The 14,537-nt window shown below is 73.9% G+C and carries 10 protein-coding genes; 3 read left to right on the plus strand and 7 right to left on the minus strand.

Features of this window, described 5'->3' with window-relative positions; translation table 11 throughout:
• Nucleotides 1-2: 2 nt before the first annotated feature.
• The 7 genes from DB32_RS35370 to mutY all read right to left on the minus strand — a co-directional run bounded on the left by DB32_RS35370 (nucleotide 3) and on the right by mutY (nucleotide 8,515).
• Nucleotides 3-941, minus strand: coding sequence for an AAA family ATPase (locus tag DB32_RS35370; RefSeq protein ID WP_240481289.1), 939 nt, complete (start codon nucleotides 939-941; stop codon nucleotides 3-5).
• Nucleotides 942-985: 44 nt separating this feature from the next.
• The gene (locus tag DB32_RS35375) at nucleotides 986-2,575 is read right to left on the minus strand and encodes a sensor histidine kinase (protein ID WP_053237073.1); all 1,590 of its coding nucleotides are present in this window, start codon (nucleotides 2,573-2,575) and stop codon (nucleotides 986-988) included.
• Nucleotides 2,572-3,603: a sensor histidine kinase gene (locus tag DB32_RS35380; RefSeq protein ID WP_053237074.1), complete on the minus strand. Its 1,032-nt coding sequence runs from the start codon at nucleotides 3,601-3,603 to the stop codon at nucleotides 2,572-2,574. Before DB32_RS35380 ends, DB32_RS35375 begins: the two co-directional genes overlap by 4 nt.
• Nucleotides 3,603-4,940: a cyclic nucleotide-binding domain-containing protein gene (locus DB32_RS35385; RefSeq protein WP_053237075.1), complete on the minus strand. Its 1,338-nt coding sequence runs from the start codon at nucleotides 4,938-4,940 to the stop codon at nucleotides 3,603-3,605. Before DB32_RS35385 ends, DB32_RS35380 begins: the two co-directional genes overlap by 1 nt.
• Before the next feature lie 255 nt (nucleotides 4,941-5,195).
• Nucleotides 5,196-5,705: an FKBP-type peptidyl-prolyl cis-trans isomerase gene (locus DB32_RS35390; RefSeq protein WP_157069762.1), complete on the minus strand. Its 510-nt coding sequence runs from the start codon at nucleotides 5,703-5,705 to the stop codon at nucleotides 5,196-5,198.
• Between the two features lie 196 nt (nucleotides 5,706-5,901).
• Nucleotides 5,902-7,377 carry a DUF4215 domain-containing protein gene (locus DB32_RS35395; protein ID WP_169791665.1) on the minus strand — a complete coding sequence of 492 codons (1,476 nt, stop codon included), beginning with the start codon at nucleotides 7,375-7,377 and terminating at the stop codon, nucleotides 5,902-5,904.
• Nucleotides 7,378-7,444: 67 nt separating this feature from the next.
• On the minus strand, nucleotides 7,445-8,515 hold the full coding sequence (gene mutY / locus DB32_RS35400) for an A/G-specific adenine glycosylase (protein ID WP_053237077.1): 1,071 nt from the start codon (nucleotides 8,513-8,515) through the stop codon (nucleotides 7,445-7,447).
• Nucleotides 8,516-8,542: 27 nt separating this feature from the next.
• On the opposite strand from mutY, the gene DB32_RS35405 reads away from it, so the two are divergent.
• The 3 genes from DB32_RS35405 to DB32_RS35415 all read left to right on the plus strand — a co-directional run bounded on the left by DB32_RS35405 (nucleotide 8,543) and on the right by DB32_RS35415 (nucleotide 14,534).
• Nucleotides 8,543-9,409: an MBL fold metallo-hydrolase gene (locus tag DB32_RS35405; RefSeq protein WP_053237078.1), complete on the plus strand. Its 867-nt coding sequence runs from the start codon at nucleotides 8,543-8,545 to the stop codon at nucleotides 9,407-9,409.
• A gap of 225 nt (nucleotides 9,410-9,634) precedes the next feature.
• A complete protein-coding gene (locus tag DB32_RS35410) occupies nucleotides 9,635-12,097 on the plus strand; it encodes a U32 family peptidase (protein ID WP_240481290.1) in 2,463 nt (820 codons plus the stop codon).
• Between the two features lie 163 nt (nucleotides 12,098-12,260).
• Nucleotides 12,261-14,534, plus strand: a complete 2,274-nt coding sequence (locus DB32_RS35415) for a DUF7151 family protein (protein WP_053237079.1) — start codon at nucleotides 12,261-12,263, stop codon at nucleotides 14,532-14,534.
• Nucleotides 14,535-14,537: the final 3 nt, after the last annotated feature.

Raw genomic sequence — 14,537 nt, forward strand, 5'->3', positions numbered from 1 at the left:
GATCAGACGGGCACCGGCACGCCCGCGACCACGTCGCGCACGACGCGCGCCGCGTCGCCTCGCGCGCGCGGTCCGTCGCCGGCGCCCGCGACGCGGACGCGATGCGCGAGCACCGGCACCGCGAGCGCCTTCACGTCGTCGGGCGTCGCGTAGGCGCGTCCCGACACGAGCGCGTGGGCGCGCACCGCGCGCTCCAGGGCGAGCGCCGCGCGCGTGCTCGCGCCGAGCTCGAGCAGCGGCGTGGTGCGCGTCGCGCAGACGATCTCGTGCAGGTAGTCGAGCACGAGGTCCTCGGTGCGCACCTCGTTCACCGCGCTCTGCGCCGCGAGCAGCTCGGGCAGCGTGACGATCGGCGCCAGCGAGTCGACGGGATCGGCGCCGCGCCGCGCACCGAGGAGACGACGCTCGACGTCGCGCGGCGGATAGCCGATCTCGACGCGCAACAAGAAGCGATCGAGCTGCGACTCCGGGAGCGGGTACGTGCCGTGGAACTCCTCGGGGTTCTGGGTCGCGACCACGAAGAAGGGCTCTTCGAGCGCGCGGGTCTCGCCCTCGATCGAGACGCGTCGCTCCTCCATCGCCTCGAGCAGCGCGGACTGCGTGCGCGGCGTGGTGCGGTTGATCTCGTCGGCGAGGAGGATCGGCGTGAACACGGGCCCGGGCTTGAACGTGAGCGCGCCGGTGCTCGGATCGTAGATCGAGCCTCCGAGGACGTCCGCGGGCAGCAGGTCCGAGGTGAATTGGATGCGCCGGAACCCGACGCCGATGGAGCGCGCGAGGGTGCGCGCGAGCGTCGTCTTGCCGACGCCCGGGACGTCTTCGACGAGGAGGTGACCGCGCGCGAGGAGCGCCGTCACTGCGAGCGAGACGACCTCGCCCTTGCCGAGGAGGACACGACCGACGTGCTCGACCAGACGCGTCGCGAGAGAAGGACCGCTCACCGCGTCCGAAGGTACCACGCGACGATGGCCGGACGGCCGGCGACCTAGCCGTCCGCCGAGGCGTCCAGCGGCACGGCGACGACGTAGCGCGTGCTCGTCGCGTCGCGGCACTCGGCCCACACGTCGCCGTGGTGGAGCCGCACCAGCTTGCGCGCGAGCGAGAGCGCGAGGCCGAGCCCTCCCACCCGGCGCCCGCTGGTCGAGTCGCGCAGGTCGCCGAACGCGTCGAAGATGCGCGCGAGGTCCTCCTCGCCGAGGCAGCGCGCGTCGTCGCGCACCTCGATCAAGAGGGCGGGCGCGCCGCTGCGCGCGTTCCCGATCGCGGCGCGCACCGTGAGCACGCCTTCGCTCTTGCCGCGCGCGGCGTGACGGAACGTGGCGACGACGGCCTGCACGATGCGCGCGCGATCGACGTACACCGGCGGGAGCCCCGCTTGGACCTGCGGGTCGATCTTCACCGAGGTGCCCTCGACGATCGAGCGGCCGAGCCGCACGGCCTCGGTGACGATCTCGACCGAGGGCGTCCACTCGCGCTTGATGCGCAGGCGACGCGCGTCGAGGCGCGCGGAGTCGAGGATGTCGCCGAGCAGGCGCAGCAGATCCTCGGCGCTGCGGCGCACCATCACGACGCTCTCGCGCTGATCGTGGGTCATCGGTCCGTCGGCGCCGTCCTCGAGCAGCTGCGCGAAGCCGACGATCGAGTTGAGCGGGCTGCGCAGCTCGTGGCCCATCGCAGCCATGAAGCGCGAGCGGACCTGCTCCTCGCGCTCGATCTGTCGCTGCGCGTTCGCCTCGCCGCGGCGCGCGACCGACGCGGCGTCGACCTCGGCGCGCACGTCGGCCCACGCGCCGAGCGCGATCTCGGTGCGCAGCGCGGGAGGACGGACGTCCTGCTCGTCGGCCTCGGGATCGAGCGCCTCGACGTGGGCCGCGATCGCGTCGAGCTCGCCGCGCGCGATCGTGGTGCGCGCCATCTCGATCAGCGCGATGGCCGCGCCGGGCACCAGCGCGAGCGCGGCGGTGGGCGTCGGCGAGAACGCGAGCGCGGCGAAGCCGACGGAGAGCGCGGGCGCGGCGGCGATCGTCGCGTCGCGCAGCGCGATCTCGACGCGCGTGGGGTCGGGCAGATCGCGCGCGGGGAGGCGCGCGATCCACGCCTCGACCGGCGCTGCGACGACGCGCGCGGCAGGCGCGGTGACGAGCGCGCCCGCCGCGAGCACCGCGGGGACCACCGCGGGATCGAGCGGCGCGAGCAGCAGCGCGACGACGAGAGTGCCGAGCGCCGCGATCACGAGCGGCACACGCTCCGCGGATCGCAGCACGCGCGGCGAGGGCGCGAACGGCGCCGAGCCGGGATCGGATCGCGCGGCGCGATGCAGGATGCGCTGCGCGTGCACGAACGCCGCGCCCGCGAGGGCGCGCGCGACCGCGGCGAGCATCACGGCGGCGAGCGCGAGCTCCACCTCGCGGTGCGCGAGCTCGCAGAGCGCACCGAGCGCGACGATCTCGATCGCGCCCAGCACGACGAGCCCGATGAGCACGCGGCGCGCGCCGCCGACGCGCGTCGGCAGCGGGAGCACGATCGGGAGATCGCTCTCGAGCAGCTCGCTCGTCGTCATCTCCTCGCTGGTCACGCCGAGGGCCCTCCCTGCGCGGGAAGCACGAGCGTGAACGTCGAGCCGCGACCGACCGTGCTCTGCACCTCGATCCGACCGCCGTGCCACTGCGCCATCTCGCGCGCGATCGCGAGGCCGAGCCCCCAGCCCTCGGTGCGACCGCGGTTCGTGTCGACGCGCTCGAACGTGCGGAAGATGCGATCGAGATCCTCGCGCGCGATCCCGGGCCCGGTGTCCTCGACGGCGAGGCGCACCTCGCGCGTGGCGCCGCCCTCGGCGCGGAAGCGCACGTGACCCTTCTTCGTGAACTTCACCGCGTTCGCGCCGAGGTTCAGGAGGATCTGCCGGATGCGCCGCGCGTCGGCGGGCACGCGCGCGAGATCGGGCGCGATGTCGACCTCGATCGTGATCGGCTTGTCACGACGCTGCACCTCGACGAGGCGCGCGACCTCGCGCACCAGCGCCGCGAGATCGACGAGCTCGAGGCGCGACGCGATCGGCGTGCGGCGCGACGACGAGTCGAGCACCTCGTCCACGAGCTCCTTGAGGTACGCGCCCGCGGTGTGGATCGCCTCGACGTCCTCGCGCTGCGAGGGCGAGAGCGGTCCTTCGATCTCCGAGAGCAGCACCTCGGCGAAGCCCTGGATCGAGTTGAGCGGAGTGCGCAGCTCGTGGCTCACCGCGGCGAGGAACTCCTCCTTCGATCGCTGCGCGCGCTCTGCGATGCGGCGCTTCTCGTGAGCGCGCGTGCGCAGCGCGTCGAGCCGCGCGCGGAGCCGCGCGCGCGCCTGGGCGAGCGCGACGCTGCGCAGGGTCGGACCGCCGAGCGTGGTCGCGGCGCGGCGCATGCGCCCGAGGCGCGCCGCGCCGTACACCGACGCCAGCGCGAGCAGGCCCCACGCGAGCACGACCCACCCGAGCGAGAGCGCGCGCCACGACGCGCCTTCGCTCGTCGCCCAGGGCACGATCGCGACCGTGCTCGCCGCGATCACCGCGAGCGATGCACGGACGCGGAAGCTCGAGCCGACGCGCGCCCGAGATCCCATCAGACGAGGACGACGTCCTCCACGTCGAGCGCCTGCTGCGCGACGACCGAGCGCGTCTCTTCTTCGCGCTTGGTCGCGAGCTCGTAGAGCTCGGAGAGCAGCGTCGGGTGCGCGCGGATCGCGTCGTGGAACTGATCGCGCGACAGGTGCAGCGCGATGGTCGGCGTCGTGGCGGTGACGGTCGCGGTCGCGGGGCGACGCAGCACGAGGCCGATCTCGCCGACGACGTCGCCGGGGCCGAGATCGGCGAGCAGGATGCGATCGCCGTCGGCGTCGGTGCTCGTGACGCGCACGTGCCCGCTCGCGATGAGGAAGAGCCCCTCGCTCTCCTCGCCTTCCTTCACGAGCACGTCGCCCGTCGCGAAGTCGCGGCTCGCGAAGCGCGCGACGAGGTCGTCGCGCTGCGCGGGCGCGACCGCGGCGAGGATCGCGCCGTGGCGAAGCAGGTTCGCCATCATGCGGTGGCGGCAGAAGAGCGCGAGCTCGCTGCCGATCGCCGCTTCCTTCTGGGCGAGCTTCTCGAGGACGTCGCGGCTCGCGACGAGGAGCTGCACCGGCTCGAGCGCGACGACCGAGGCCGCGCGCGGCGCTTCGCTCACGAGGGCCATCTCGCCGAAGATCGCGCCCGGGCCGAGCACCGCGAGCACCTCGGGCTGCGCGCTCTCCTCGCTGGCGCGGCGCTCCGCGCGCAACGCGCCGCGGACCACCACGAACGCCTCGCGGCCTTCGTCGCCCTGGGTGATCGCGAGCGCGCCGGTCGCGAGGTCGCGCAGCGTGAAGCCCGCGAGCAGACGCTCGAGCGCCTCGGGGCGCAGCGCCGAGAAGAGCGGGAGCTGGCTCACCTTGCCGCTCTCGGGCGCGGTGTCGTCGGCGGCGCGCATCGCGGCGAGCGCGGCCTCGGCGCGGGTGATCAGCGCCGCGCCGTCGAGCGACGCGAGCGCGCCCTCGACCGGCGCGGGCACCGGGAGCGGCGGCGGCGCGGCCGACACGTCGGCGAGCCGGGCGCTGCCCTTGCCGAACGCCTTCGCGATCGTCTTCCGCAGCGCGCCGGCGTCGATCTCGGCCTCGCTCGCGATCGCGGCGATCGCGGTCGCAGCGGGGAGGTCGCTGCGGCGCACGTAGGCGTCGACCAGGCGCGCCGCGCTCGCCTCGAGGGCGTCGCGATCGAATCCGTCGGCGCGCGCGATCAGCTGGACGGCGAGCGCGGCCGCGCCGAGCTGCATCGGGTCGGCCTCGAGCAGCGCGGTGCAGCGCTTCAGCGCGTCGTCGCGCTCACCCGCCAGCGCCAGCGCCCACGCCTCGTCGAGCGTTCCGTTGTTCGTGTGGGAAGCCGCCATCGGGCGCGCAGCCTATCAGACGGGGTCCGGGTCGGGGCCCGGGTCGGGCCCCGATCCCGGGCTGGGCGGCGCTCGGGGCTCGAGACGGCAGGACGCCGATGGGCCATCGCGCGGCGGGAGACGGGGGCTCAGCGGCATCCGGTGGCGAGCACGGCGCGGAGCGGACTTCGGTCCGTGAGCACCGCGCGCAGACAGCGGATGACGATCAGCCCCCGTATCGCGCCGCGTCCCTCCCGGTGGATCGAACGCCAGCGATCAGTGATGGTGGCCTTCGTGGCCGTCGGCGCCGTGGGGGTGGCCGTGCTCGAGCTCTTCGTCGGTCGCCTTGCGCAGCGACACCACCTCGACGTCGAAGTGCAGCACCTCACCCGCGAGCGGGTGGTTCAGGTCGACGTGCACGACGTCGCTCTCGACCTTCGAGATCCAGATCGGGACGATCTGGCCCGACGGATCACGCAGCGCGAGCTGGACGCCCTCCTCGAGCGGCGTGCCCGGCGGGAACGCCTCGCGCGGCACGCGCTGCTCACCACGCGGATCACGCTCGCCGTAGCCGTCCGCGGGCTGCACCGTGACGTTGAGCTTGTCGCCGACCTTGCGGCCGCTGAGCTTCCGCTCGAGCCCCGGCACGATGTTGTCGTGGCCGTGCAGGTAGTAGAGCGGCTCGTCCCCGGAAGAGCTGTCGATCACCTCGCCGGACGCGTTCTTCAGGGTGTAGTGGATGCCGACGACCTGATCGGCCGCGATGCTCTGGACGCTCTCGGACACGGTGCCTCCGCCCGCTCGTTCGCGCGGGTAGTACGTTGCTCGCGGGCGATTCGCGCGCGAACGCCCACCCTAGCCCGCCTCGAAGCTGCGCACCACGCCCCACGTCCGGGGCCACTCACGGCATCGCACCAAAGAGAAAGGGGCGGCCCGATCGGGCACGCCCCTGCTCCTCCGAACGCCGCGCGCGCCTGCGTGATCAGCCGCCCGGCGGCGGCTCCGGCACCGGCTCACCGCCGCCGCCGCCCTCGCCCACGCCGACGATCTCCGCGCGCTGCGCGGTGAACGTCAGGCCCGCCGAGTACCCGTCCACGAAGCGCGGGCGCCCCGCGACCTGCTCGGTCACGCAGCTGCGGCCCTCGAAGCGCGTTCCGTCGCCGTCGATGCACGCCGTCACGACGGGCTGACAGCCCTCGGGCCCGTCGCGCGTCACCTCGAACGTCTCGAGCCCGTCGCCGTCGACGTCGACGTCCGGCGGCACGTTCCCGATGCGCAGGATCGCGATCATCGCGCCGCCGACCATCATGTCGAAGAGCGTCGCGGGCTCGGTGCTTCCGTCGCACGGGTCGCCGATCTCGATCGAGAACCCACCGCCGCCGCCGCCGCCCAGGTTCTCGAGCAGGTCCGCGTTCACCAGCGTGAGCAGCTCGGGCCCGATCGCGCCGCAGAGCAGACCATCCGAGATGCTCGACATCTCGCCGCCCGACGCGACCGTCGTGCCGCGCACGTGGCCCTGGTTGAGCGTGATCGGGAAGAAGTCGATCGGGAGCTCGATGTCCTCGGGGCCCGCATCGAGCGCACGCGACATGATCGCGCCCTGCAGCGACGTGCGCGCGTTGCCGCGATCGTCGAGCGCCGCGGGGTCGACGACGAACGTGCCCGAGCTCGGCCCCGGCTGGCCGGTCATCCACGCGACGCGCAGCGAGTCGTCGTTCGCGCCGGTGCGATCCTCGAGCCCGACGAACGACATCAGGAACGTCGGACCACCACCGCCGCCGCCGCCGCCGAGGAACATGTTGAGGAACGACGCCGCGGGCCCGAGCGCGCGCGCGAAGCGGTTGTCGGGCATGCCGTCGCCGCTGAAGTCGCAGCCGGTGCGCGCGTCGCCGAACTCCAGCATCTGGAGCTGCATCGAGATCTCTTCCTGGCAGTCCGCGCCGCAGCCGTCCCAGCGCGACGTGTTGCCGTCGTCGCAGGCCTCGCCGTCGTCGACGGTGCCGTTGCCGCAGCCGACGAGCACGGTGCACTCGTCGGTGCAGGTCGCGGCGTCGCCGTCGCAGACCTCGCCGACCGCGTGATCGACGATGCCGTTGCCGCACGTCTCGTTCGAGCGGCAGTCGGAGCGACAGCCGTCGGCGCTCCGGTTGTTGCCGTCGTCGCAGACCTCGGGCGCGGTCGTGGTGCCGTCACCGCAGTACGGCTCGCGCGCGCAGGTCGCGTCGCAGCCGTCGCCGGGCGTCGTGTTCGCGTCGTCGCATCCCTCGCCGGCCTCGAGCGTGCCGTTGCCGCACTCGGGGCCGGGCATGAACGCGTCGGGACGCGGCGCGGCGTCGATCATCAGGATGATGCCGGCGTCGTTGCCGAGGGTGCGCGACTCGCTGCACCCGACCAGGAACGAAGGTGTGCCGAGCGCGAGCACGATCGCGCACGACGACCACAAGCGAAGTCGAGCCATCGAGACCTCCCCCATCGAAGCGGAAAAGAACGGGGAACCGAGCCGGGGGAGCCTACTGAATGCCGCTTCAGCGTTGGAAGCGAGAAATCGTGAGATCGCTCATCTCCAGGATGCGGCGCGTCAACGTGGAGACCCCGACCGAAGCGAGATCGTCCGCGCCGACCGCCCGCGCGCCAGTGCCAGCGCTGGCACTCGCAGTGCCAGCGCTGGCACTGGAGAGCCGCGCGACGAAGACCTCCACGTCGAGCCGGCGATGCGTGAGCACGTGCTCGATGTGCCCCGCCGGCTCCCGCGTCAGCCGCGCGTCGATCGCGTGCTCGCGCAGCGCCTCGCGCGCCGTCTTCGCGCCGCGTCCCTCGCGCATCGGCACGCCCCAGAGCCCGCCGAAGAGCGCCTTCTCGCCGCGCACCATCATCGCCCTGCCCTGCGCGTCGTGCGCGACCACCGCGACCATCGCGACCTCGCGCGGCGCACGGCGCGCCTTCGCGACGGGCAGCACGTCGGTGCGATCGCTCGCGAGCGCGACGCAGGATCGCGTGATTGGGCACGACAGGCACTTGGGGCTCGACGGCGTGCACACGGTCGCGCCGAGCTCCATCAGCGCTTGGTTGAGCGCGCCGGGGCGCGGCCCGCGCACCACCTTCTCGGCCTCGTCCCAGAGGCGCGCCTCGGTGTCGCGACGGCCGAGCGGCGTGTCGATCCCGCGCAGCCGCGACAGCACCCGCGCGACGTTGCCGTCGACGAGCGGCTCCTCGCGATCGAAGGCGATCGATCCGATCGCGCCCGCCGTGTAGCGACCGACACCGGGAAGCGCGCGCCGCGACGTCGCGTCGTCGGGAACGCGCCCGCCGTAGCTCGCGACGACCTCGCGCACCCCCGCGTGGAGCAGCCGCGCGCGCCGGTAGTAGCCGAGCCCGCTCCACATCGAGAGCACGTCGTCCTCGCTCGCGCTCGCGAGGGCGTGCGCGTCGGGAAAGCGCGCCAGGAAGCGCTCGTAGTAGCGCAGCACCGTCTCGACGCGCGTCTGCTGCAGCATCACCTCGGAGACCCAGATCGCGTACGGATCGCGGGTGCGGCGCCACGGGAGATCGCGCGCGTTCGCGTCGAACCAGGCGAGCAGCGCGTCGCGCTCGTTCATCGGCGAGGCGGTGTATCGTCGTGCGCCATGCGCGTCCACCATCTCTCGTGCCTGACCTTCTGTCCGCTGTCCGCGCGCCTCGTGAACGGGCGCGGATCGCTCTTCGAGCGCGGGCGCATGGAGGCCCACTGCCTGCTAATCGAGACCGAGCGCCACGGGCTCGTGCTGGTGGACACCGGCATCGGCGTGGACGACTGCGCCGATCCGAAGGGGCGCCTCGGCGGGCTCTTCACCCGCGTGCTGATCGGCACGAGCACGCCCTCGGTCGCGCAGACCGCGCTCAAGCAGATCGAAGCGCTCGGCTTCCGCGCGAGCGACGTGCGGCACATCGTGCCGACGCACCTCGATCTCGATCACGCGGGCGGCCTGCCCGACTTCCCGCACGCGACGGTGCACGTGATGGCGGCGGAGAAGGACGCGGCGCTGCTGCGGCGCACGATGCCCGAGAAGAGCCGCTATCGCCCGGTGCACTTCGCGCACGGGCCGAAGTGGTCGACCTACGAGGCGAAAGGGGAGCGCTGGCGCGGCTTCGAGGCGGTGCGCGCGCTCGAGGGGCTGCCTCCCGAGATCTTCCTGATCCCGCTCGCGGGCCACTCGCGCGGCCACGCGTGCGTCGGGGTCGAGGGCGCGAGCGGCGGGCCGCTGGTGCACTGCGGCGACGCGTACTTCCATCGCGCGGCGATCGACGACGCGCGCGCGCCGATGCCCGCGGGGCTGCGCGTGTTCGAGCAGCGCCTCGCGTTCGATCGATCGCGGGTCGCGGAGAACCACGCTCGGCTGCGCGCGCTGCGCGAGGGCGGCGACGTGCGCGTGTTCTGCGCGCACGATCCCGAGGAGTACGACGCGCTGCGCACCGCCGCCGAGGTGGCGCCCGAGCTCCGCCGCGCCGGTTGATCACAGCGCGCGCTTGCGACATCGCGCGGGCTCCCCCAGGACTGCGCGATGTCCTCGACGCGCCCCGCTGATCCGGGGACTGTTCTCCCCGCTGTGTTCGCTGGCTCGGGGACTCATCGCCCCGCTGTGTTCGCTGGCTCGGGGACTCATCGCCCCGCTGTGTTCGCTGGCTCGGGGACTCATCGCCCCGCTGTGTTCGCTGGCTCGGGGACTCATCGCCCCGAGGTGCTGGCCCCCGCGGGCGATGCGGACGCGATGCGCGCGGCCGTGCGCGCCGGGGCCGACGCGGTGTACTTCGGGCTCACCGGGTTCAACGCGCGCGCTCGCGCCACGAACTTCGACGCGCGCGAGCTCGAGAGCACGATGCGCTTCCTCCACGCGCACGGCGTGCGCGGGTACGTGACGCTCAACACGCTGGTCTTCGAGGACGAGCTGCCGATCGTCGAGCGCGCGATCCGCGCCTGCGCCGAGGGCGGCGTCGACGCGGTGATCGTGCAGGACCTCGGGGTCGCGAAGATGGTGCGCGCGATCGCGCCGAGCCTCCACCTGCACGCCTCGACGCAGATGACGTGCACCGACGCGGGCTCCGCGTCGTTCGCGGCGTCGCTCGGCGCGTCGCGCATCATCCTCGCGCGCGAGCTCTCGCTCACGGAGATCGCGGCGATCCGCGCGTCGGCGCCCGAGCTCGAGCTCGAGGTGTTCGTGCACGGCGCGCTCTGCATCGCGTACTCGGGCCAGTGCCTCACGAGCGAAGCGCTCGGCGGCCGCAGCGCGAACCGCGGCGCGTGCGCGCAGGCGTGCCGGCTCCCCTACGACCTCGTGGTCGACGGCGTGGTGCGCGACCTCGGCGATCGCGCGCACCTGCTCTCGCCCGAGGATCTCGAGGCGAGCTCGCTGGTGCCCGAGCTGATGAAGCTCGGGATCACGTCGCTGAAGATCGAGGGCCGCCTCAAGGGCCCCGACTACGTCGGCGCCGCGACGACGCTCTATCGACGCGCGATCTCGGCCGCGATGGGCACGCAGGAAGGCGATCTCGACGAGACCCGGCGCGACGCGCTGCAGGCGTACTCGCGCGGCTCGGGGCCGGGCTTCCTCGCGGGCGTCGATCACCAGCGGCTCGTCGACGCGCGCGGCTGCGATCACCGCGGGCTCCACGTCGGCACGCTCGCGCAGGTGCAGCGCGAGCGCGGTCGTGTGTGGCTCGTGATGCGCGATCTCGAGGCGCCGATCGCGCGCGGCGACGGCCTCTTGATCGAGGGCGCGCGCGCCGGTGAGGGCGAGGTCGGCGGGCGCGTCTGGGACGTCGACGGCGATCGCGTGTGGCTCGGTCCCGACGTCGACGCGAGCGCCGCATGCGTCGGTCATCGCGTGTTCAAGACGAGCGATCCCGCGCGCGAGAAGGCGGTGCTGACGCGCCTCGAGCGCGAGCCGCATCGCATCGCGCTCGACCTGCGCATCGCCGGCATGCTCGGCGAGGCGCCGATCCTCGAGGCGCGCACCGAGCGCGGCCAGACCGCGCGCGTGACCTGCGACGCGCCGCTCGCCCACGCCGACAAACACCCGCTCGACGAAGCGCGCCTTCGCGAGCAGCTCGGTCGGCTCGGCGACACGCCGTTCTCGCTGCGCGCGCTCGACGTCGATCTACCGAGCGCCGCGCACCTGCCGATCTCGTCGCTCAATCGCGCGCGCCGCGCGCTCACCGACGCGCTGTCGACCGCGAATCACGCCGCGCACGCGACGACGTCGATCACCGCGAACGATCTCGTGCGCGCCGCGAGCGTGCCCGATCGCGCGCCGCCGCGCCTCGGTCGCGAGGACGCAGCGCTCTTCGTCCTCTGCCGCACGCTCGAGCAGGCGAACGCTGCGCTCGATGCTGGTGCCGACGGCATCACGCTCGACTTCCTCGAGCTCACCGGCACCGGCGAGGCGGTGCGTGCGCTGCGCGCGCGCGGCACGCCGTTCCACCTCACGCTCGCGCCGCCGCGCATCCGCAAGCCGGGCGAGGAGAAGATCGAGAAGTTCCTGCGCTCGCTCGCGCCCGACGCGCTGCTCGTGCGCGGGCTCGGCGCGCTGCTCGAAGCGCAGAGCGCGAGCGATGGGATCGAGCGCATCGGAGACTTCTCGCTGAACGTCACGAACCGCGTCGCCGCGGGCGAGGTGCTCGGGCGCGGCCTCGCGGCGTTCACGCCGTCGTTCGATCTCGACGCGCAGCAGCTCGTCGGGCTGCTCGGCTCCGTCGATTCGGACGGCAGGTCGCTCGCGCCGTTCGCCGAAGTGGTGCTGCACCACCCGATGCCGCTCTTCCACATGGAGCACTGCGTGATCGCGGCGCTGCTCAGCGAGGGCAGCGACTACAAGACGTGCGGCAGGCCCTGCGAGAAGCACCAGATCTCGCTGCGCGATCGCGCCGGGATCGATCATCCGGTCGAGGCCGACGTCGGGTGCCGCAACACCGTGTTCCACGCGAAGGCGCAGAGCGGCGCGGACCTCGTGTCGCGGCTCCGCGAGCGCGGCGTGCAGCGCTTCCGCATCGAGCTGGTGCGCGAGCGCGCGTCGGACGTGCACCGGCTCGTGCGCGCGTATCGCGCGCTGATCGAGGGCCGTACGAGCGCGAAGGACACGCTGCGCGAGCTGCGCACCGAGGGCGGCTACGGCGTCGTGAAGGGCACGCTGCGCGTCCTCCAGTGAACAGCCGCAACGGAACAAATTGATAATCCCAGAACGAGGAGTACCTTCGGCGTCCGCCTCGATGACCCACTCCTCCATTCGGATCGCTCGCACTCTCGCGCTCTGCGCGCTCTCGCTCGTGCCAGCCGCCTGCGGCGGTGAGGCCTCGAGCGCGCCTCCCTCGGTGCTCGTCTCCACCTCGCTCGAGCCCGCCGGCGCGAATTGCGCGAGCGGGGGCGCGCGGATCGACACCGGCACCGACTCCGATCGCGACGGCACGCTCGACGCCGACGAGATCGACGCGTCGCGCACCCAGCTCGTCTGCAACGGCACCGACGGCGCGAGCGGCGCGACCGGCGAGCGCGGCGCGCAGGGCGAGCAGGGCCCGATGGGGCCCGCGGGGATGAGCCTGCCCGGCCCGAGCGGCATCAACGCGCTCGTGTCGGTGAGCGACGAGCCGCCCGGCGAGAACTGCGAGGTGGGCGGCACGAAGCTCGAGGTCGGCCTCGACGCGGACGCGAGCGGCGAGCTCGACGAGACCGAGATCGACGAGGCGATGACCCGCTATGTCTGCAACGGCGGCGGCACCGGACCGCAGGGCATCCCGGGCGTCGACGGCCTCACGACGCTGGTCGCGCTCACCCCCGAGCCGGCCGGCGCGAGCTGCGACGCGGGCGGCAGCCGTCTCGACGTCGGCCTCGACGCGGATCGCGACGGCACGCTCGACGCGAGCGAGATCGACCCGGCGCGTACGCGCTTCCTCTGCGACGGCGCGACCGGCGCGACCGGCGCCAGCGGCGCGCAAGGACCCGCGGGCATCGCGGGCGCGGACGGGCTGACGACGCTCGCGCAGCTCACGCCCGAGCCGAGCGGCGCGACGTGCGCGGACGGCGGCACGCGGCTCGAGCTCGGCCTCGACGCGAACCGCAACGGCACGCTCGACGCCGGCGAGATCGACGCGGCGCGCACGCGCTACCTGTGCAACGGCGCGCGTGGGGCGATCGGGCCGCAGGGCCCGGCGGGCGTCGCGGGCGCGAACGGCTTCGACACGCTGGTGCGCCTCGACCCCGCGGGCGCGGCGTGCGCGTCGGGCGGCGTGGTGCTCACGTCGGGCACCGACGACGATCGCGACGGCGCGCTCGACGCCGGTGAGGTCGAGTCGACGCGGCCGATCTGCGACGGCGACGACGGACGCTCGATCGCGATGCGCACCTCGGCCGACCCTCCGGGCGCGAACTGCGCGACCGGCGGCGTGCGCATCGAGGCCGGCATCGACGCGAACGCGAACGGCACGCTCGACGCGGCCGAGGTGAGCGCGGCGCTCACGCGCTACGTGTGCAACGGCGCGCAAGGACCGCAGGGCGTCCAGGGCGCGACCGGAGCGCAGGGACCGCAGGGCGCGACCGGAGCGCAGGGACCGCAGGGCGCGACCGGAGCACAGGGACCGCAGGGCGCGACCGGAGCACAGGGACCGCAGGGCGCGACCGGAGCGCAGGGACCGCAGGGCGCGACCGGGCCGCAGGGTGCGCAGGGACCGCAAGGACCGGCCGGCGCGCTCGCGGCGTACGGCGACGGCAGCGCGGGCGCGCTGAGCGTCGCGGTCGGCAACACGCTCGACCTGACGACGCCCGCAGGCGTCGCGGCGCTCGGGGCGACGCGCACGAGCCTCCAGTTCACGTCGATCACGATCGCCGGCACGTTGGTCGTCCCGTCCGGCGTGACGCTCCGCGCGACCGGCGCCGCGACGATCACCGGCCAGATCGTCGTCGACACCGGCACGATCGACGGCGGCGGATATCGCGCCGACCCCGGCATCGCGCGCTCGAGCGCGGGCCCGCCGAACGGCGGCATCGCGATCGCGCCGCTCTCGATCACGAACCTCGTCGAGCTTCCGCTCTACGGCGGCGGCGCAGGCGGCCGTCCGGCGAACGCCGGCGGCGGAAGCGAGGGCGGCGGCTCGTTCGCGCTCTTCGCGCGCGGCGGGATCTCGATCCCGGTGGGCGGGTCGATCCTCGCGAACGGCGCGCACGGGCAGAACCCGATGACCGCCGGGCAGGGCATCGCGGGCGGCGGTGGCGGAGGCGGCGGCGTGGTCGTGCTGCTCAGCGCGGGCTCGCTCTCGGTCGGCGGCGCGGTCCGCGCGAACGGCGGCAACGGCGCGGTCGGCTTCAACGGCAACGGCGGCACCGCGGAGGGCGGCGGTGGTGGTGGCGGCGGCGGCGTCGTCCTGCTCGTCGCGGCGTCGGCGCCGTCGATCACCGGCACGCTGCAGGTGAACGGCGGCACGGCGGGCGCGAATTCCGGCCCGGCCGCGACGTACGTGTTCGGCGGCGGCGGCGGCGCGTCCGGCGGCCACGGCGGCTCGGGCTCGACCGGCACCGCGCCCGACGCGACGGCGGGGAGCATCGGCCGGACCCTCACGATCGTGGTGCCGACCCCCGAGAACCTCGTGCTCTGATCG

This window comes from Sandaracinus amylolyticus (assembly GCF_000737325.1).
Classification (GTDB): Bacteria; Myxococcota_A; Polyangia; order Polyangiales; family Sandaracinaceae; genus Sandaracinus; species Sandaracinus amylolyticus.

Excerpts from the sequence above, each read along its gene's own strand:
- DB32_RS35380 (WP_053237074.1), bottom strand. The coding sequence starts at position 3,603 with ATGGGATCTCGGGCGCGCGTCGGCTCGAGCTTCCGCGTCCGTGCATCG.
- DB32_RS35385 (WP_053237075.1), bottom strand. The coding sequence starts at position 4,940 with ATGGCGGCTTCCCACACGAACAACGGAACGCTCGACGAGGCGTGGGCG.
- DB32_RS35395 (WP_169791665.1), bottom strand. The coding sequence starts at position 7,377 with ATGGCTCGACTTCGCTTGTGGTCGTCGTGCGCGATCGTGCTCGCGCTC.
- mutY (WP_053237077.1), bottom strand. The coding sequence starts at position 8,515 with ATGAACGAGCGCGACGCGCTGCTCGCCTGGTTCGACGCGAACGCGCGC.
- DB32_RS35405 (WP_053237078.1), top strand. The coding sequence starts at position 8,543 with ATGCGCGTCCACCATCTCTCGTGCCTGACCTTCTGTCCGCTGTCCGCG.